An 18,123-nucleotide genomic window follows, 5' to 3' on the forward strand; every position below is an offset into this window, starting at 1 on the left:
CCGTGTGGGGCGCCGGGATCCTCCGTACCGTATTCACAAAGGTATTCACCGGTGCATACTCGGGGCATGGCAGACACGACTGTGAAGATCGACTCGGCGACGCGGGACCGGTTCGCCGCGGTGGCCGCCGCCCGTGGCATGAGCGTCCGCGCCTACCTGGCGGAGCTGGCCATCGAGGAGGAGAACCAGCTCGCTCTGGGCAGGGCGACCGCCGCGTTCCGCGAAGTCGTCGGCCGGCCGGGCATCGCCGAGGCGTTCGACCGTGAGTTCGGCGGGCCGCCCGCGTCCGCCCGCCCGGGCCGGGCGGCCTGATCTTGGACCTGCACATCGACATCCGATGGCTCCTGGACCGGCAGGAGGAACTCCTGGGCCAGGACCTGGGCGTCCTGGACTACTCCGGCCTGGTCGCCGCCGTCGCCCGGCACCGCGTGAACACCCCGGCGCTGGTGGCCGACGCACCCGACGCGTACTGGCGGGCGGCGGCACTGCTGGAGCAGATCGTCCTGCTGCGCCCGCTGCCCGCCAGGAACGAGTACTTCGGCTACGGCGTCGCCGTGGCCTACATCAGGGCCTCCGGCAAGGACGTCGACACGGCATTCGAACCGTGGCGCGACCTGATCACCGACATCCGCGCCCTGCGCCTGAACGTGTACGACGTGGCCGAGCGGCTGCGCTCGATGCGCCCGCCTTCCTGACCGTTGCCCGACCGTCCGAAGGGCGCCGCCGGCCCGGCGGCGGCGTTGCCCGGGACCGGTCAGGAATGGAGAAGCCCCGGCGACGGTGGGGCGCCTAGCGTGGTCGACATGGCAACCACCACGCACACCACAGCCCACACGTCCGTCACGTCCCTCACGTCGGTCACCCTTGAGGTGGCCGACCCGGACGCCGCCCGCCGCTTCTACGCCGCCTTCGGAGTGGAGCCGTACGTACGACTGCGGGCCTCCGAGGCGCACTCCACAGGCTTCCGCGGCTTCACCCTGGCGCTCACCGTCTCCGGACCCGCCACCGTCGACGGCTTCGTCACCGCCGCGGTGGACGCCGGCGCCACCGTCCTGAAGCCCGCCGCGAAGTCCCTGTGGGGGTACGGCGGCGTCGTCCAGGCACCCGACGGGACGATCTGGAAGATCGCGACTTCGGCCAGGAAGGACACCGGGCCCGCCACCCGCGAGATCGACGAGGTCGTCCTGCTGCTGGGCGTCGAAGACGTCAAGGCCACCAAGCAGTTCTACGTCGGCCGCGGTCTGGGCGTGGCCAAGAGCTTCGGCGGCAAGTACGTCGAGTTCGCCGCCGGAGGGGCCGGCTCCGTCAAGCTGGCCCTGTACAAGCGCCGCGCCCTGGCCAAGGACCTCGGCGTTCCCGCCGACGGCACCGGCTCGCACCGCGTCGTCCTCGGCAGCGCCTCCGACGCCTTCACCGACCCCGACGGATTCGCCTGGGGAGGCCCCGAGTCGCACACCCCCGCGATGCAGCCCTGATTCCCCGCCCCCGAGCCCCGGCGGCGGGGCGGCGGGTTGGCGGGTTGGCGGGTTACGCCGCGTACGGAACCACGCGTGCGTCGTCGATGTACAGACACAGCGCGCCGTCCACCGGGCACCTCAGGCCGACCGAGATGCCCCGTACCTCCCCCTCCGCAGTGAAGGAGAGCGCGACCGCGACCTGGAAGACGTCGTGCCCCGCGGGGCAGCGGGGCAGGTCCGCCGGTTCGAACCCCGGGCCCGGCGAAGAGGGCGGCAACGGTACCTCGGACGGCTCCAGCCGCCACCGGCTTGGGGAGCGACACACGTCCCCGTCCGTGACTCCGAGGGGTATGCAGCAACCCACGCAGAAGCACTCGCCCTTGGCGACCTCGAACTCGTCCTCCCCGGCACCGCACATCATGCACTCGGCGACCAGGGTCTCGACCCGCCCGCCCGGCTCGACACGGACGGCGCCGCGCACCATGCGCAGTACGTCCTCGGGCCCGGCGGCGGGAGATCCCACCGCTCCGTTCGTCCAGACGATTCCATGATCCATAAGAGGGATCCTCGCACGCCGCTCCCGTTCGATGATCACGCAAAGGATCGGGCGGCGGAACGAAAATCAGCGGTCGGGGAGCGGTGGCAACTGCTTGGATGCAGCCATGACGACTGTTCTCCCCGCTGAATACGAGATATCCGCCGACTCCGCGCGGATCGATCCCGCCCTGGTCCACAAGTGGCTGTCGGAAGACGCGTACTGGGCCCACGACCGGTCCCGGGAGAAGCAGGACCGGGCCATCGCCGGCTCCCTGAACTTCGGCGTCTACGAGCGGGCGTCCGGCCTCCAGGTCGGCTATGCCCGCGTGGTGACCGACCGGGCCGACTTCGCCTGGCTGTGCGACGTCTACATCTCCCGGGAGGTGCGCGGCAAGGGGCTCGGAACCGCGCTCGTCGCCGCGGTGCGCGACCATCTCGCCCCGTACAACCTGCGCCGAGTCCTGCTGGCCACCGCGGACGCCCACGAGATCTACGCCAAGTTCGGCTTCGCCCCGCTGGAGGCGCCCGAGCGGTGGATGACCCTCGGCAGCCAGTGAGCCGCCCACCCCGGTTGCGGGACCGGCGCTTCACGCCCTGCTCCACCGCCCGCGCCCACCGCGCCGAGCCGACAGCCGGGGCCCGCGGATGTTGTGGGCTTCCTGCTCGCTGCCGGGGCGACGCGTGGGAGATCATGAGGGTGGTGTGGCGCAGTGCAGGGCATTGCGGTTCGGCTCGGTGCGAAGGATATGCAGGCTGTGCGGGAGGCGGAGTTCGTCACGGTCGCGGGACTGGTCGCGGCGGTGGCACAGGGGGAAAGCGGCGCGCTGTGGCGGCTGGAGGCCGCCGACCGGCAACTGGACGCCAACCTGGTGCGCCACCTGCCCGGGACGGGCGGGGCGGCGTACGTCGAGGACGAGGTCGACGTGATGCTGGTCGTCGTCGGGGGCGGTGGCACCCTCACCGTCGACGGAGCCAAGTCCCGGCTCTCTCCCGGCTTTCTCGGCCTGCTGCCGCGCGGTACCTCCCGGGCGCTGCTGGCCGGCCCCGAGGGGCTCCTCGTGCTGACCGTGCACAACAGGCGCCGCGGAATGAGCATCGGACGCAGCACCCCTGCCGCCCCGCCGGAGCCGTGCGCGCTGCACCTGGTGTGCGTCCGGTGCCACCGGCACGCGATCGAGGCGGAGGCCCGCTACTGCAGCGGCTGCGGCACGGCATTGCCGGAACGCCGTACCTCCTAGTGCTGTGGCCGGAAGGGTTCACCGGGTGACCGCTGTGACCCGGGCGGCGCGGTCGGCGGTGGCGATGATGACCGTCGGGTTGCCGGAGCCGCCGGGTAAGTGCCGGCCCAGGTTCTACTGCGCGGCGACCTCGCGGCGTGGACGACCAGGGTTCCGGGTCCGCGGGGGAGCGCTTCCAGCAGGTCGGCGGTGACCTTCGGGTGCTGTGCCACGCCGGACCGTAGAAACGATCCCCCGCAGGCCGCGAGCCGCCGCAGCTCCGGTACGGGCAGGTCGGTGCGCCATGGGCAGCCCACGCCCCGCCACCGCGGGGCCGGGGTCCGGCGAGCGGCTTTGATCCGCCAGATCGGCCGTCGGGAGCCGCGCCATCACCCTCAGTGGCGCTGCGGCAGGGCTATGGTGACACAGGGTCAGATGTTGTCGGGTTCCGTGCCGCGGGTACGGGACGCCCTTCCGGAAAGGCTTGCACCCGTGTCTGCTGAACTCTCCGATGATCTGAAGCGCCTCATCGACGACGCTCCCCTGTTCGCGACGGTGGCGACGATCCAGCCCGACGGCAGCCCGCAACTGTCCGTGACCTGGCTCATGCGCGACGGCGACGCCCTGCTCATCTCCACGACAGAGGGCCGCAGGAAGGAACAGAACCTGCGCCGGGACCCGCGCATCACCGTGATGATCAACCCGCCCGACGCGCCATACACCTACGCCGAGGTGCGGGGTACGGCCGAGCTGAGCACGGAGGGCGGCCAGGAGCTGATCAACGAGCTCTCGCGGAAGTACACGGGCAAGGACTACCGGGACTTCAACCCCGCCTCCGTCGACGACGCCCCGCGCGTCGTGGTGCGGGTCGTTCCCCGCAAGGTCGTCGGCTCGATCTAGTGCGGCGCGGCAGCCGTGGGCGCCCCGGCCGGACCGGCCCGGAGCGCCCACGGCGGGCTTGCGGCAGGACAAATCCTAGGCGACCAGTTCCTGCTCGGCCACTGCGGTACCGGGCAGTTCTTTCCCGGACCTGTTCTTCACGAGCTCGACCTTCTCGACGAACAGTTCGAAGAGCAGCTGGCTCGGGCCGACCTCCCTGCCCTTCTTGCCGTTGTTGCCCTGCGCGATGCCCAGGCTGTAGGGCTCCTTGTCCTCGGCCTTCACGCCGATGTACCCGCCCAGGGTGCCCTCGTTCGGGCTCGCGTTCTGGTAGTCCCCGTCGTCCTTGTTCGCCTTGCGGATCAGGTCGTTCTTGTAACCGGGTCCGAGTGCCATGTGGTTCGGGTGGAACAGGAGGGTGTGGGCGCCGGGCTTCAGCGTGAACCTCAGCTGGACCGCGTACGGCTCCCCTTGGGTGTCGTAGTACCCGTCGGCCTGGCCCTGGTCGCCGAGGTGGGCCCCGATCGTCATACCGGAGTACCCCTTCCCCCTGAACTCCTTCGCCGTGCCCCCGCCGGCGGCGATGTATTGCGTCATCTCGTTCCGCGAGGCCTCGTCGCCCCAGTAGGTCAGGGCACTGTGGGCCTCTTCGAAGCTCATGGAGCGGTACAGCTCCATCTGTCCGGCGGGTTCCTTCATCTTCGACAGGTCGCTCAGCAACTGGGGGCCGACGGTCGCGATGATGTCCTCCATGCGGCGTGGAGACTTGCTGGCCTTGAACTTGCCCGCGGCCTTCTTGGAATCGGCCATCTGCTTGGCCCTGGCCTTGGCGGCCGTGCTGCTGGATTCGCCCAGTCCGGCCTTCCCCTCCCAGTGCTCGACCGTCAGCAGGTCCTGGGGGTTCGCCACGCGCTGCACCGCGGGGTGGGAACTGGCCGCTGCCGAGGGCGCCGCCTGCCGCTGTACGTCCGTGGCGGCCCGGTGGCCGGGGGCCATGACCCGGCTGGCGTTCGCCTCGGCCTCCCGCTCGAACCTGTCCGACGGGTCGGAGACCTTCAGCCCCGCACCGTTGTCGGTACCGGCGACCGGCCCCTGGCGCTGCTGGATGACGTGGGTGAGCTCGTGGGCGAGGGTGTGCTTGTCGTTGCCGCCCGCGCCGATGACGACATGGCTGCCCGAGGTGTAGGCGCGGGCCCCCACCTCGGCGGCGGAGGCCTTGGCGGCGCTGTTGTCATGGATGCGTACGTCGGAGAAGTCCGCGCCGAGCCGGGATTCCATGTCGGTGCGGGTGGCGTTGTCCAGGGGGCGTCCGGGGGCGCGCAGGACGTCGTGCACGGCGGACCGCTGTACCGCGTGCTGCCCGGTCTGCTGGTGTCCGCATCCGTCGGTGTGCCGGTGCTGTTCGCGGTCCTGGTTCTGTTCCTGGTCCTGGAGGCGACCGCTCCGCCGGAGCATCTGCACGACCGCGGCATTGCCCGCACCGGCCTGCAGCGCCATCAACCCGACCGGCGGCGCGGCCTCCTCCTGCGGAGCCGCGGAACGGCGGGAGGACAGCATCAGTCGGTCGTCGGTCTTCTGCGTCGGCCGGGGGTGCTTGGGACTCACGCGATCGCCCTTTCAGTATGTCGGGGAAGCCGCTTCGCGCGGCTGCAGGGCCACACCCCGAGGGTCGGTCACCCGTCATGACCAGGGGTTCTGAAGCATTATCAGCTCACCTTCCGATGCGAAGCCAACGATCGACGCCCGGCCGTCCGCTCTCTGCCCGGACGGCCACCGAGCCGTGCAACCGAGGTGCCCTTTGAGGCAGACCCACCGCCCCCGACCAGTCGGCCCGGACGGCCCGTGCCCCCGCGTACCCCGCGGCGCACGCCCCCGGCCTGCCCCTCTCCGTCCCGCCGCCGCCAAACGGGTGTCAGGCTCCTGACGCCAGGCTGTGGCGGGTGCGGTAGAGCAGTTCCAACGCTGTGTTCTCTGCAGCGCGGTCCGCGCCCAGGAGGCGGTTGCAGTGCAGGTGAACGTAGCTGTGGCAGAGCTCGGGCAGCGTGTTGCCGAGTTGCCGGCGGCGATCCAGCTCGGCGAGCCGGCGGGCTGCGTCCGCCAGATGAGGTCGGCGCTGGGCGAGGATGCCGCTGATGAGGCGGGAAGGTGGCCCGCGTAGCAGGTCACAGAATTCCGCCTTGCGGGTGCGGTACTCCGCGCCTGCCAGCCGTCGCTGGGGAGTGTCCCGGTGGTAGAAGCGGAGCCTCTCGGCTTCGCTGAGACCGAGCCCGGTCAGCAGGTCGTCGATGGTGAGCAGGGCCAGGCCCGTCCTGTCGAGCCGAGACGTGCCGGCGAGGTCCAGGGAGAGCAGGTCGAGAACGGCGCAGCTGTCGGCTGAGTACAGCTGTTCGGCGACATCCATCCCCATGAGGCCGCCGTAGCGTTCGATCTCACGATCGTAGACGTCGAAGGTGAACCGCGAGAGGTGGCCGTCGGAGAGGAGGGCGCCGGCCCAGTCGCTGACTGCGGGGACGAGCACGGAGGGGTTGCCGCGCAGGCGTAGCCGCAGGTGGGGTTCGGGGTCCGCGTAGCGCAGGAAGACGCGGCGGTCGCAATGGCGGTCCAGCGAGCGGACGAGCTCGCGGACCGCGCCGACGAGCAGGGATTCCTCTTCCTGCCGGTCGCCGTAGAGCTTGACGAAGGTCCAGTCGCTGCCCGGGGGCCGTAGCCGGTCCTCCCTCGTCACCGCGGCGCGGGCGCCGGACGTACGCAAGGGAACGGAGCGCGGAGCAGAGGCATTGCGGGTCATGGACACGACGATTTCGACGGCGTGGCGGCCGTTCGGCCCACTGACCCAGGCGTCGTCGAGGCCGGGTACGGCCTCCTGGAGGACCACGCTGCCGCCGGGCCCCAGACGACTCAGGGCTCGCCGTATCTCGTCGGCGTGGGACTGCGCGGTGACGTCGATGAGGAGCCGGTGGTCCGCCGCCGCGTCGCTGCTCGTGAGGTACGTGTAGCGGGGTACCCGCCACTGTCGGCGCCAGTCGTCGAACCCGGCCGGGAACCGGTCCGGCTGACCGGCCAGCTCGTGCGCCGCGGTGTCGTCGATGCGCCACTGGGCCGGGTGCAGGATGACACGGCCGGAGGTGACGCGTGGAAGGTAGGGGAAGCCGCGGGCCGGGCCCCAGTCGAAGCCGATGAGCTGTGCACTGCAGTCGCGGCTCACCTCGGCGAGGAACTGGCAGGCTGCGGGGGCTCGGCTGTGGTTGAGCATGTGTCCTGAGCAGACGCTGATCTCCCGGCGTTCCCCCGTCCCGTCGTCCCAGATCAGTGCGAACCTGCCGTTCGTGATGCGGACCGAGAGTTGGTCAAGGGGGATGTAGCGGGCGGGCCCGTCCGCGGCGCTGGTGCGAATGCCGACCTCGTGGTCGCGGATCGCGGGCCGGACGACGACGTTCGCCGAGCGGGTCTTCTCGGGGAGGTAGACCAGTTCGGCCAGAGTGCGGCCGGAGTCCACGGCTTGTTCGGCTGCGGCGATGTCGCCGAGGGCGGGCACGGCGCCGGGAAGCATGCCGGCGAAGCGGCCGAGGTTGCGTCCGGCGGCCCCGGCGCCGACGTTGGGGCCCACGACCAGGTGGAAGTCGCCGGCGTCGATGGCGGCGGGTGACGGGGCGGAGACCATCGCGTAGAGATCGAGCGACGTCGGCAGCCGCTCGGGAGCCACATCCCAGAGGGCGAGTCGGTCGATGGTCTCCTGGTCGAGGTCGATGCTGGTGAGGTGGTCGTGGAGGGCGCCGGTGGCGAGGCGGAGCAAGGTGTCGGCCCGGGCGGCCTTGGCGGGAATGACCGGAGGGAGGAGGGAGGGTGAGCCGAGGCCTGCGACGGGATCGAGGAGTTCGAGGACGGATACTTCGCGGTCGGTGCCGTAGCGGACCTCGAACGCGCCCCGATACGCGCTGATCTGCGGCAGACCGAAGGGGAACGGGGTGAGTTTCAGCAGCAGTTCGGCCGCTCGGACCGCTTCGTCGGCAACTTTGCGGGACACCTGGCGGGCGGCCAGGGGCTGAACGGCGTCGACCTGGAGCGGTGTGGCGGTGTCGAAGCCCGTGACGCGGCGGGCGTGGTCGGCGAGCGCGGGGAAAGTGGCGGCGCCGGTGCAGGCCGGCTGCCGCTCCCAGTCCTGGATCGCGGCCAGCAGTTCGCCGAGGTCCGCGGCGGCGGTGCCGGCTGCGGGTATCCGGCCGAGGTGGTCGAGGACGTGTCCCGCGGGGTCGAGGTGGGTCAGCGGCGGGCGGAGGTCCGTCAGGAGGAATGCGTGCCGCCACAGCCGGTACAGCAGATCGTGGACCTTGCCGGGGGTGGCTCCGGGGACGGTTTCCAGGAGGTCGTCGGCAAGGTCGGCGTAGGCCGTGGGCATGCGGGCGAGTGCGAGGGCGCGGGTGACGGCGCCGGTGGCGCGGAGGGTGACGTTCTCGCCGCCGTTCGCCCCGAGGACCGCCTCGACACCGCTCAACGTGATCCGGCCGGCGCGGTGCAGCACGGCCGGATTGGCGATGACCGTGGTCGCCTCCCGGATCTCCGTCCGCGATTCGAGGTCGGTGACGAAGTGTACGAGGGCGTGCATGTCGACACGGGCGTGGACCTCGGGAGGCCGGTCGGCGAGACGGACGTCGGTCACCGGGCCCCACCGCCCCAGAGCGACGCCGGCGTTCAGCCCGAAGGGAGTGGGCCGGGTACTGAGGCGAATGAGATAGCGCAGGATGCTCGACTCCAGCCGCCGCCGGTCGCGTTCGGTGCGTACCGGCCCGAGCAATGAGGCGGCGAGGGGCAGGGACGACACGACAACGGCACGCCGTGCGTGTTCGTCGTCCCGAATGCGAGCGGTGGGGGGCACGCGCACGAGGTCCTCGGCCGCGGGATAGTCCGTGACGGGCAGGATCGGGGTGCGGATCACGAAGTGGTCCAGGCAGCGGTACAGCCCCGACGCCCGGGGCGCGGCGCGTCGCCGGGTGCCGGGGCCGGGACCACTGGAGGCGTCGGCTCTCATGACAGCAGGAAGAACCGGTCCCAGGCGGGTGGTTCGAGGGTGACGGCGGCAAGAAGGGCGAGGGCGACCCCTGCGGCGCCTTCGAGGAGACCGGACCGGTCCTCCCGGGTGCCGTCGGGCTCGATACTGCGGTAGCCGAAGGGCGCCTGCGGCTGGTATTCGCCGAGCAGCTGGTCGACCAGGCGTCGCGCGCCGTCGCTGATCTCCTCGTCTCCGGTGTCGACGGCGAATCGAAGGGTGACCTGCAGAAGCCCGGCGATGCCGTGGCAGAATCCGGGCGAGTCGATGCGCCGCCGGGCGACGGGTCGCCGCAGTACGGCCCGCATGGCCGCGACGGCCGTACGGGTCAGGCCGGGGTCGCCGAGAGCGGTGCCGGCCAGCCAGAGGGCGCGTGCCACACCGGGGCTGCCGTAGCACCAGGCGTCGCGGCCCGCCGACGGTATGCCGGTGTCCTCACCGAGCGGGACGACCGATGGGTACGACCCTCCTCGGGCGTCGTCGACGTGGTGCGAGGCGAGCCAGGACGCCGTGCGACGGATCGCCTCGGTGTGCCCCGCGCGGATCGGGCCGTCGGCGTGGGCGAGGGCGAGCATGGCGAGGGGGCCGGTGATGCCGTGGGCGAGACCGCAGTTGGCGACCGCGGTCCGGTACCGGTCGCGGATGCTCTCGTCTGCGATGAGGGCATGGGGGGTGTGCCAGGCGGGGACCCCTTCGACGGCACGGGACAGGTCCACGAGCCAGGCGAGCACGGTGTGGAGAGCACGGTCCCGGGCTGGGCCGGTCGGCCGGGAGTGGAGGTACGCGGCCACGCCGGTCCACCCCGACACGAGGTCGAACGTGCCGACGGCGAGGCCCTCCCCGGTGACGGCGGGAAGTCGTCGGGGAATCCTGGTGTACAGGCTGTCGTCGATGTCCCCGAGCAGGTCCCGGTACCTCTGCCCGCCGTGTGCCAGATACGAGGTGGTGAAGGCCACTCCGGTCAGGCCGGCGAAAAGTCCCAGGGCGCTCACCGGGTTCGACGCGGTGCCGTCGACGGCGCGGCTGAGGTGGTGGTGGGCCACGAGGTCCCAGCCCTCGCCGGGCAGGCACCGGTCGAGGTGTCCGAAGGCGAGTGCGAGGCCACACGTTCCTTGGGCGGCGCTGTGGGCCGTCCACCGAGGACGTCCCTGGAGCGGTGCCGTACGGGCCACTTCCTCGACGATGTCGGGGTCACGCAGCCGCGAGAGCACGTCCACAGAGACGGCACGCACCATGGCGACGGTCTGCGGATCGCCGATGGCCGGCTGCCAGACGGAAGGGACCATCAGGCTTCCTGCCGGGGGTGCTCGACGACTCGGCGGATGACATGCTCACCGGCGACCTTGCGAGTGACCCCGTCGGCCCGGACCTGGCTGACCTCCAGCACGTAGTGATCCTCGTAGAGACTGCGGGCACACTCCGAAGTGCAGGAACCGCAGGTCTCACAGGTCTCGGTCTCGCTGCGGGCTTCGAGCGCCGGGCAACTGCCCGCACAGGTGCTGGCACAGCTGTTCGTGCATTCATCGCCACAGGTACTGGCACAGCTATGGGTGTCCTGGACGACGAACCTGTCCACTTCCCGCGTCGTCATCTTGACCCGGATGTCCAGGTCGAACTGGTCACCGTTGTACGTAACGTATGCTTGCTCGTCGTTCATGACTCGACCCTCGACATTGTGGTCACCGAGCAATGCCCCTACTTCTACGATGGCACCTCGGGCGAAGGTCGCAACCCGCCGGCCCGGGCCCCGCCGGCCCGGGCCCCGCCGGCCCGGGCCCCGCCGGCCCGGGCCCCGCCGGCCCGGGCGTGCCGGGCCGGCGTTCCTGGGCGTCGCGCGCCTCACACCGCGCGCTTGACGAGTTCGGTGATCCGTGTCTCGACCTCGGGTGTGACTTCGGTGAGGGCGGAGAACACCACGCACCCACGACCCGGTGCCGACCCCGGTGGTGCGTACGGGCCCGCCCCATCAGGTGCCGGCACAGCCGCAGGAACAGATCCGGATTGGCGATGCTCTGCAGGTCCGCGCTGTCCACCGTGGTGCGCTTCAGGCTCCCGTTGAAGATCAGCGTGCCGCTGTACGAGGAGATCTCCGTGATCTGCGACCAGGGGGCGGAGTGCTTGCGGCCCGACAGGACGTGCTGGTCGACCTTGTAGGCCCCGAAGTCCACGGTCCCGCCCCGTTCGAGGGCCGCGAGCACCTTCGGCAGCTGGGCGCGCGTGACCGTTCGCAGGATGTGCTCACCCCAGACGTCCGGCCACAGGAAGAGGGCACCCTGCACCAGCGAGGTGATGCCCAGCGCCCGCTTCTCGTCCTTGAGGAACACCCGGGTGCCCGGACCGATGTTCACCGCCGCGCCCTGCGGGTCCAGCAAGGTGTACCGGGCGTCCCACGGGACGCCGTTGCGGGTGCTCAGGTACCGCAGCACCCGCACCGTGTCCCAGACGTACGCGGCCGCGAACCCCTCGGGGCCCGTCACCACCGTGCGCCGTCGTAGAGGTAGAGCCGCGACGCGTTGTGCTTGCCGAACAAGCGGCTCTGCTTCATCCGGAAGGTCCGCTGCCACTGCCCGAGGCCGCGGTCCGCCGCCAGCGCGGCTGCCTCGCCGGTCGGCTGCTCGTAGGTGTCCCGTTCGTTCATGCTCGTCATCCCCTCACTTCGCGCCGTCCGTTCCCCGACCCGGGCCCGGGCCCTCCCCGGGGCCCTGGTCCCGGGTCAGCCCGCTGAGGCGAAGGCGGCTTCCAGACGCGGCACGTAATCGGTGAGCGCGGGGGCCCAACAGCCGTAGTTGTGACCGCCGTTGCAGCTCGGCGAGAGGGAGGTGCCGTTGCCGTAGTCGACGAGCCGGCTGGGGATGCCCAGTCGGTCCAGGCGGCCCTTGACCGTGTGCGAGGCGGCTGCGGTGTGGACGTCGATGACGTCGTTGTTGCCGGTGTAGAGCGTGATGGCGGTGCCCGACAGCCGGGCGAGGTTGGCCGGTGCGGCCGGGTCGACCGCGTTCCACACCCGGTCGGCCCCGAACACCGGGTACGGGGAGCCGAAGATCGCGTCGCTGTCCACGATCGGGCCGTAGCCGGTGCACCGGCCGGAGCCGGCCGAACCGGACGTGGTGCTCGCGCACCAGGCTCCCGTCAGGTTGAGTTCGGTGGCCAGGACGGCCGCGCGGACCTGCCACATGCCGAAGTCGATGCCTCCCGAGAGGGCGGCCACGTGTCCGAACAGGTCGGGGCGGGCCTGTGCGTAGTGGAGGGCGCCGAAGCCCCCCATCGACAGCCCGACCACCGCCCGGTGGGCCGGGCCGGTACGGGTGCGCAGGTTCGCGTCGATGAACGGGACGACCTGGGAGAGGTGGAAGGTCTGCCAGTTCGCGGCCCCTTCGGCGGTGTTCTGCATCACCCAGTCGGCGTACCAGCCCTTGAGCCCGCCGTCCGGCACCACCGTGATCATCGAGTCCGAACGCAGCGCGGGCGCGGCCGCGACGTCGTCCACGGTGCCGCCACCGCCGTGCAGGAAGTACGTCACCGGCCAGCGCCGGTCGGGGTCGGCGCCGTAGGCCGAGGGCAGCAGGATGCGGATCCGGTGCTTCCCGGAGACCTGCGGGGTGGTGACGGTGAGGGTGAAGTCGGTGGGGCTGTGCACCTGTGTGTCCTCGGGGACCAGCCTCAGACCGTGGCCGTCGGTGAAGACGGGGATCTCGGCGTCCAGGGGAGCGGCGGCGGTGACCGACGGCGCGGCGGTCAAACCTGCGGCGGTCGGCGCCGCGGCGGCGAGTGCCGCGCCGGGGCCGAGCAGAGCGGAGAGCGCGAAGGCCGCGCCCAGTGCGGTGATGCGATGGGACGTCATGACGAACCCTTCATCGTGGACGGAAGCTCGCACCGCGGGGACGACCCGCCGCGAGCCGGAGTCCCGATGCTGGCCCCCCGAGCCACGCGGTCACCAGGCCATTCGACCGGCCATCGATGACCGGCCGCCGGACGAGGGGCCGGCGGCCAGGTGCTCGCCCCCGGTCAGCCGTTCTCCCCGTCCCCGGCCACAGGACTCCCGGCCACAGGACGTCCGGCGGCAGGAAGCCCTGTGGCAGGACGCCCGTCGCCGGGACGTCCGGCGTCAGGGCGCCCGTCGGGGGAGGCCGGCCCGAACGCCGCCGGCGTGAAGTCCCGGTGCGCGCCGCGGAAGGCACGGCCGAGGTGGTGTTGCAGCCGCTCGTGACGGAACTGGTAGACGGCCCCGGTCTGGCGCAGCACCCCGCGCCGGTAGGCGTCGTCCAGGAACGCGGCCGGGTCCGCGGGCAGCCGCCCGGCCAGTGGGAGCCAGATGCGCGCCAGGACGATCCACTGGCCCCAGGCCGTGAAGGCCAGCACATAGGCCGCCGTCCCGCCCAGGCCGCAGACCGTCCCGATGAACAGGCTGTCCTGGACACCCCAGTTGAGCGGACCGATCACCGTGCGCAGCACCGCGACCACCAGATACCCGCCGAAGGCGATGGCCAGGGTGAGCGCCACGGCCAGGACGAGGAACTGGCGGCCCGCCGTCGCACGGTTCGAAGCCAGCAGACTGACCGGGGTGGCCGCCGTGGAGACGTCCACGGGCGCTTCGAGCGCGGCCATCAGCCCGAAGACGAGACCGGCGGCCGGCCCGAAGATCAGCACGAACACCAACATGTTGATCAAGGTGCCCAGGATGACGTCCGGGTGGGCCAGCGGCGTGCCGGCGGCCAGGGCACGCTGAAGGGTGAGGGCACACGCGCACCCGATGCCCATGACGGTGCCGCCGATCAGGCCCTGCCCGAGCCGCGCGAAGAAGGTACGCGACGACCGGCGGCCGAGACCGGCGTGGGAGGCGCGCAGCGTCAGCCGGACCCGGGTCGGCTCGAAGGCCGCCGCGCCACCGGACCGGTCGACCATCGCGTAGACCGCTCCGAAACCGAGACCCGCGGCCGGCCCCATCAGAGCACCCTGCAACAGGAGTTCCCCGGCCGGCAGCGGCACGAGCAGCAGACCCACCGACCAGTCGGCCAGCGCGACGACCACGGCGGTCGCCAGCACGAGGGCCACGGTCCGTGCCGTACGGGACAGCTCATGGCCCAGCTGCCACCACGCGAGGTCGTGGCGCTCACGGTCCGTGCGGACAAGATGGTGGGCGAGGCGGCCGAGCCAGCGCTCGGCTCGGACGGCGTCCGCGTACCGGGCCCCGGACCGCGTACCGCCCGTGTCCCGCTCCGGGGCGCGGCGGCGGTATACCGCGGGCACGAAGCCCGCCAGCAGGTGCTCGCTCAGACTCCGCACGGAGGGGAACCGCTCACCGTCCAGGAGTTCGGCCGGATCGCGGTCGCCGGACTCGCTGTAGAGCGTACGGGCGAGGACGACCATGAGCGGGGTGGTCAGGACCGCGGCCAGGTTCCGGTGCGCGGGGCCGGGGCAGGTACGCAGCTCCGCGAGGACCGTGTCCCACGCGGAGCCGGGGGGTACGGCGTCGTCGCCCGCCCGGGCGGACGGGACACCGCGGTCGGTGCGTGGCAGGTAGTCGGCGAGGTCCTCGGGCGTCAGGTCGGCCAGCTCGATGCAGCCCGCCCAGACCAGCGGTGCGTGCGCCGCCCGGACGGCCTCGGCGTACTCGTCGCGCCGGCTCGTCAGCACGAGCGGCGCGGCGGTCGCGTTGAGAGCGTCCAGGGCGTCGCGCCGCAGCCCCTCGCCCATCTCGTCGAACCCGTCCAGCACCGGAAGCACGAGGTCCCCGTCGACCAGCGCGGCGGCCAGGGTCGCCCCGCCCGGGCCCCGGCGGGCCAGATGCGGATGGTCGCGCAGCAGCCGGCCGACCAGCCAGTCCCGCAGCGCGGTCGTCGACGGGTCCCACGACCCGACGCTGAAGACCACCGGCACGCGGCGGTGCGCGGCCGACGCCCGGGTCTCCAGGAGGTCCAGCGCCAGCCTGATCGTGAGGACGGACTTCCCCGAACCCGCCCGCCCCAGGACGACCAGCCGCCCGGAGGGGATCCTGAGGTACACCTCGGCAAGGCTGCGCAGATCCCCGTCCAGGTCCACCGCACGCGGCGGCTCACCCGGTCCGAGGCGCTGGATGTTCTCCGCCCGGTCGGTCAGCGCGGCGGGCGCCGGCGTCCACCGTACGGGCAGCGGGAACGGGTCGTGCACGCGCCGCTGCGCCTCCTCCCGGCGCCAGCGGCGCCGGACCTCCACGGCCAGTTCCTCCGCCGCCTCGGCCAGCCTCCCGTGGACGGGAAGCCGGTCGGGCACTCGCTCCGGCACCCGGTCGGGCGCCGGACCGGGCGGGGCGGCCGCCTCCGCTGGCACCGCCGGCGCCTGCGCCTGCGCCGGCTCGCGGCCGGGACGGGGGTCCGCGTCGGGACCGGCGGCCGGCTCGGCGGTGGCAGCGGCGGGTGAGCCGGCGAGGGCGGCCGCCAGCAGCAGACGGTCCCTCTCCTCCAGGCCGAGCGCGTCCGCGAGCAGGTTGAGCGTTGCCACCCGGTGGTTGGTGGACCGGTCGTTCTCCAGCCGGCGAATGGTACGGACGCTGACCCCGGACCGTTCGGCGACCTGCTCCTGCGTCAGGCCCGCCCGCTCGCGCAGCCGTCGTAACAGCGTGCCGACGTCCTCTGCCATCCCACATCCCCCTGGCTCACCGGTAAGAACGGCGGTGAGCCTACCCGTGGCCACCGGTCACCAATGGCCGGGTCCCTGACCTGTGCGGCCGCGGCCGCCCGGGACACCATCGTCAGCGGCGCCACCCCGACGGAAGGCGAGGAGCCCACGTGCCCCACCGCTGCTGGTGGGCCGAGTGCAGCTTCAAGACCCCCTGGCTCGCCGAGCCCGAGGGACTCGGCCGCCTCGCCGAGCACTACGCCCTCAGACACCCCGGCACCGCCCCCGGCGGCCACATCGAGACACGCAGGGGCGCCCGGGCCACACGAACGACACTCCAAGGAGTACGAGCCATGAACGATTCCCCTCACATGCCGCGGCCGGCAGCGGCGACCGGCGCGGGCGCCCTGGGCATCGCCGCCGGTGCCGTCATCGCCGGCTTCGCGGTGCTCCTCCTGCTGCTCCTCACGGACGGCAACGGCTTCGGCCTCTTCGGCCTGCCCGTCCTGGCCCTCGGCGTAGGCCTGCTGCGGGGCGGTGGCCGGGTGCTCGCCGGCAGGACCGACGCGGGCGACCGCCTGAGCCGGCTGGCCCTGATCCCGGCGACCGTCTCCGGCCTGGCCATCGGCGGCATGGTCGCCGGAGCCGACTGGGACCGCGACGGCACCCTCACCCAACTTGCCGGATTCATCATCACCTTCCTCCTCTCCGCCGTCCTCATCACCCTGTGCGGCCGCCCGGAGACGAAGACCTACCTGGGCGAGTACTGAGAAGCGGCCCGCCTGCCTGCAAGGGTGCTTGCCCGCGGCCGCGGTCCGGCAGCCGGCCTTCTACGGTTCGGCTGGCAGACGGACCGTGACGCGGAGGCCGCCGGCCGGGCGGGGGGACAGGTCGAGGGTGCCGTCGTGCGCGCGGACGATGCTGTGCACGATGGCCAGACCGAGGCCGACGCCGGCGTGCTCGTCGGTGCGTACGCGGTCCGTTCCGCGCCGGAACGGCTCGGTGAGGGTCGCCACCAGATCCGCGGGCAGCACACTGCCCGTGTTCTCGACGCGCAGCACGCTCATGCCGCCGCACGCCCCGGTGTGGACGGTCACGGTGCCGCCGGCCGGGAGGTTGTGGACGACGGCGTTCTGGACGAGGTTCGTCACCATCCGCAGCAGGAGCTCCGGGGAGCCGGTGGTCCGGGGCGCGCCGCCGGTCACGCCACCGGTCACGTCGAGGGTGATCCGGCGCTGCTCGGCCAGGGGCAGCAGCGTTTCGGCGGCCTCCTCGGCGAGGAGGGAGAGGTCGACGCTCTCGCGGGTGAAGTTCCCGCGGTCGCCGCGGGAGAGCAGCAGGAGGGCCTCGGTCAGGTCGATCGCCCGGGCGTTCACGACGGACAGGCGTTCGAGGAGTTCGGGGTGGTCCCGCGCCGGGTCCTTGAGGGCGACGTCGAGGAGCGTCCGCGAGATCGCCAGCGGGGTGCGCAGTTCGTGGGAGGCGTTCGCGGCGAAGCGCTGCTGCTCGGCGACGTGGGACTCAAGCTGTTCGAGCATCGAGTCGAAGGTGTCGGCGAGTTCACGGAACTCGTCCTGGCGGCCCTCCATCCGGATCCGGTGGGACAGTGAGCCCTCTCCGGCCGTACGCGCGGCGTCCGCGATCCGCGTGAGCGGTCTGAGCATCCGGCCGGCGAGGACCCATCCTCCCAGCAGACCGAACACGAGCAGGAAGAGCATCGCTGCGGCCGCGGCGGGGGCGAAGGTGCGTACGAGGAGGTAGCGGTTGGGTGAGACCCCGAGGAGGCCCTGGGAGTTGTCCGGTACGTAGCGCAGCAGGAACATCCACACCACGGCCAGCAGCAGAGCGCCGGCGACGAAGAGGAATCCGGCGTAGCTGAGGGCGAGTTTCAGCCGGGCACTGGGCCCCGGCCGTCTACGCACCGGTGGCACCGCCGGCACCGGGCGCGGACGCGGGAGCGGCGGGGTCCGTACCGGTGTCGATCCGGTAGCCGACCCCGGGCACGGTGGCGATGACCCATGGCTCTCCGAGCCGCTTGCGCAGGGCGGACACGGTGATCCGTACGGCGTTGGTGAGCGGGTCGACGTTCTCGTCCCAGGCGCGCTCCAGCAGCTCCTCCGCGCTGACGACCCCGCCCTCGGCGGCGACGAGGACCTCCAGCACGGCGAACTGTTTGCGGGTGAGCGCCACGTACCGCCCGTCGCGGAACACCTCCCGCCGGAACGGGTCGACCCGCAGGCCCGCGATCTCGCGGACCGGGGGCCGGGTGTACGCGCGCCTGCGGTCGAGCGCCCTCAGCCGCAGGACCAGATCCCGCAGCTCGAAGGGCTTCGTCAGATAGTCGTCGGCGCCCAGCCCGAACCCGGAGGCCTTGTCGTCGATCCGGTCGGCAGCG

18 protein-coding genes are annotated in these 18,123 nt (G+C 72.1%); 7 read left to right on the plus strand and 11 right to left on the minus strand.

What is annotated here, in order from left to right; all coding sequences use genetic code 11:
• Nucleotides 1-66: 66 nt before the first annotated feature.
• From AAT21_RS14015 to AAT21_RS14025, 3 genes are all read left to right on the plus strand, one after another.
• Nucleotides 67-312, plus strand: coding sequence for a hypothetical protein (locus AAT21_RS14015; protein WP_046776897.1), 246 nt, complete (start codon nucleotides 67-69; stop codon nucleotides 310-312).
• 2 nt (nucleotides 313-314) lie between these two features.
• A complete protein-coding gene (locus AAT21_RS14020) occupies nucleotides 315-695 on the plus strand; it encodes a hypothetical protein (RefSeq protein ID WP_046776898.1) in 381 nt (126 codons plus the stop codon).
• Nucleotides 696-803: 108 nt separating this feature from the next.
• On the plus strand, nucleotides 804-1,475 hold the full coding sequence (locus tag AAT21_RS14025; RefSeq protein ID WP_046777393.1) for a VOC family protein: 672 nt from the start codon (nucleotides 804-806) through the stop codon (nucleotides 1,473-1,475).
• A 52-nt stretch (nucleotides 1,476-1,527) separates the two neighbouring features.
• Here AAT21_RS14025 and AAT21_RS14030 read toward each other — a convergent pair whose 3' ends face one another.
• Complete coding sequence (locus AAT21_RS14030) at nucleotides 1,528-2,013, minus strand: hypothetical protein (RefSeq protein WP_157879683.1); 486 nt, start codon at nucleotides 2,011-2,013, stop codon at nucleotides 1,528-1,530.
• 106 nt (nucleotides 2,014-2,119) lie between these two features.
• On the opposite strand from AAT21_RS14030, the gene AAT21_RS14035 reads away from it, so the two are divergent.
• From AAT21_RS14035 to AAT21_RS14045, 3 genes are all read left to right on the plus strand, one after another.
• Nucleotides 2,120-2,551, plus strand: coding sequence for a GNAT family N-acetyltransferase (locus tag AAT21_RS14035; protein WP_046776900.1), 432 nt, complete (start codon nucleotides 2,120-2,122; stop codon nucleotides 2,549-2,551).
• A gap of 189 nt (nucleotides 2,552-2,740) precedes the next feature.
• On the plus strand, nucleotides 2,741-3,232 hold the full coding sequence (locus AAT21_RS14040) for a zinc ribbon domain-containing protein (RefSeq protein ID WP_046776901.1): 492 nt from the start codon (nucleotides 2,741-2,743) through the stop codon (nucleotides 3,230-3,232).
• 471 nt (nucleotides 3,233-3,703) lie between these two features.
• Nucleotides 3,704-4,111, plus strand: coding sequence for a PPOX class F420-dependent oxidoreductase (locus AAT21_RS14045; protein WP_046776902.1), 408 nt, complete (start codon nucleotides 3,704-3,706; stop codon nucleotides 4,109-4,111).
• Nucleotides 4,112-4,186: 75 nt separating this feature from the next.
• On the opposite strand, the gene AAT21_RS34935 is transcribed toward AAT21_RS14045, so the two are convergent.
• The 8 genes from AAT21_RS34935 to AAT21_RS14080 all read right to left on the minus strand — a co-directional run bounded on the left by AAT21_RS34935 (nucleotide 4,187) and on the right by AAT21_RS14080 (nucleotide 15,749).
• A complete protein-coding gene (locus AAT21_RS34935; protein WP_046777394.1) occupies nucleotides 4,187-5,647 on the minus strand; it encodes an eCIS core domain-containing protein in 1,461 nt (486 codons plus the stop codon).
• A 355-nt stretch (nucleotides 5,648-6,002) separates the two neighbouring features.
• Nucleotides 6,003-9,116: a lantibiotic dehydratase gene (locus tag AAT21_RS14055; RefSeq protein ID WP_046776903.1), complete on the minus strand. Its 3,114-nt coding sequence runs from the start codon at nucleotides 9,114-9,116 to the stop codon at nucleotides 6,003-6,005.
• Nucleotides 9,113-10,420, minus strand: coding sequence for a lanthionine synthetase C family protein (locus AAT21_RS14060; protein WP_046776904.1), 1,308 nt, complete (start codon nucleotides 10,418-10,420; stop codon nucleotides 9,113-9,115). The genes AAT21_RS14055 and AAT21_RS14060 overlap by 4 nt, the downstream gene beginning before the upstream one ends.
• Nucleotides 10,420-10,791, minus strand: coding sequence for a hypothetical protein (locus AAT21_RS14065; RefSeq protein ID WP_046776905.1), 372 nt, complete (start codon nucleotides 10,789-10,791; stop codon nucleotides 10,420-10,422). The genes AAT21_RS14060 and AAT21_RS14065 overlap by 1 nt, the downstream gene beginning before the upstream one ends.
• A gap of 22 nt (nucleotides 10,792-10,813) precedes the next feature.
• Nucleotides 10,814-11,614: a DUF6585 family protein gene (locus AAT21_RS36725; protein ID WP_046776906.1), complete on the minus strand. Its 801-nt coding sequence runs from the start codon at nucleotides 11,612-11,614 to the stop codon at nucleotides 10,814-10,816.
• Nucleotides 11,608-11,772, minus strand: coding sequence for a hypothetical protein (locus tag AAT21_RS37470; protein WP_157879684.1), 165 nt, complete (start codon nucleotides 11,770-11,772; stop codon nucleotides 11,608-11,610). The genes AAT21_RS36725 and AAT21_RS37470 overlap by 7 nt, the downstream gene beginning before the upstream one ends.
• Nucleotides 11,773-11,847: 75 nt before the next feature.
• Entirely contained in the window at nucleotides 11,848-12,975 is a 1,128-nt protein-coding gene (locus tag AAT21_RS14075) for an alpha/beta hydrolase (RefSeq protein ID WP_046776907.1), read from the minus strand.
• Between the two features lie 164 nt (nucleotides 12,976-13,139).
• On the minus strand, nucleotides 13,140-15,749 hold the full coding sequence (locus tag AAT21_RS14080; protein WP_063838091.1) for a helix-turn-helix domain-containing protein: 2,610 nt from the start codon (nucleotides 15,747-15,749) through the stop codon (nucleotides 13,140-13,142).
• A gap of 332 nt (nucleotides 15,750-16,081) precedes the next feature.
• Here AAT21_RS14080 and AAT21_RS14085 point away from each other — a divergent pair, with 332 nt between their 5' ends.
• Nucleotides 16,082-16,498, plus strand: coding sequence for a hypothetical protein (locus tag AAT21_RS14085; RefSeq protein WP_157879685.1), 417 nt, complete (start codon nucleotides 16,082-16,084; stop codon nucleotides 16,496-16,498).
• A 60-nt stretch (nucleotides 16,499-16,558) separates the two neighbouring features.
• On the opposite strand, the gene AAT21_RS14090 is transcribed toward AAT21_RS14085, so the two are convergent.
• Both AAT21_RS14090 and AAT21_RS14095 read right to left on the minus strand, forming a co-directional pair.
• Nucleotides 16,559-17,650, minus strand: coding sequence for a sensor histidine kinase (locus tag AAT21_RS14090; protein ID WP_167350578.1), 1,092 nt, complete (start codon nucleotides 17,648-17,650; stop codon nucleotides 16,559-16,561).
• A partial coding sequence (locus AAT21_RS14095; protein ID WP_046776910.1) for a winged helix-turn-helix domain-containing protein occupies nucleotides 17,643-18,123 on the minus strand: 481 nt, incomplete at its 5' end. The genes AAT21_RS14095 and AAT21_RS14090, both read right to left, overlap by 8 nt.

Origin of the sequence: Streptomyces yangpuensis, from assembly GCF_001005295.1 — a bacterium.
Lineage (GTDB): Bacteria > Actinomycetota > Actinomycetes > Streptomycetales > Streptomycetaceae > Streptomyces > Streptomyces yangpuensis.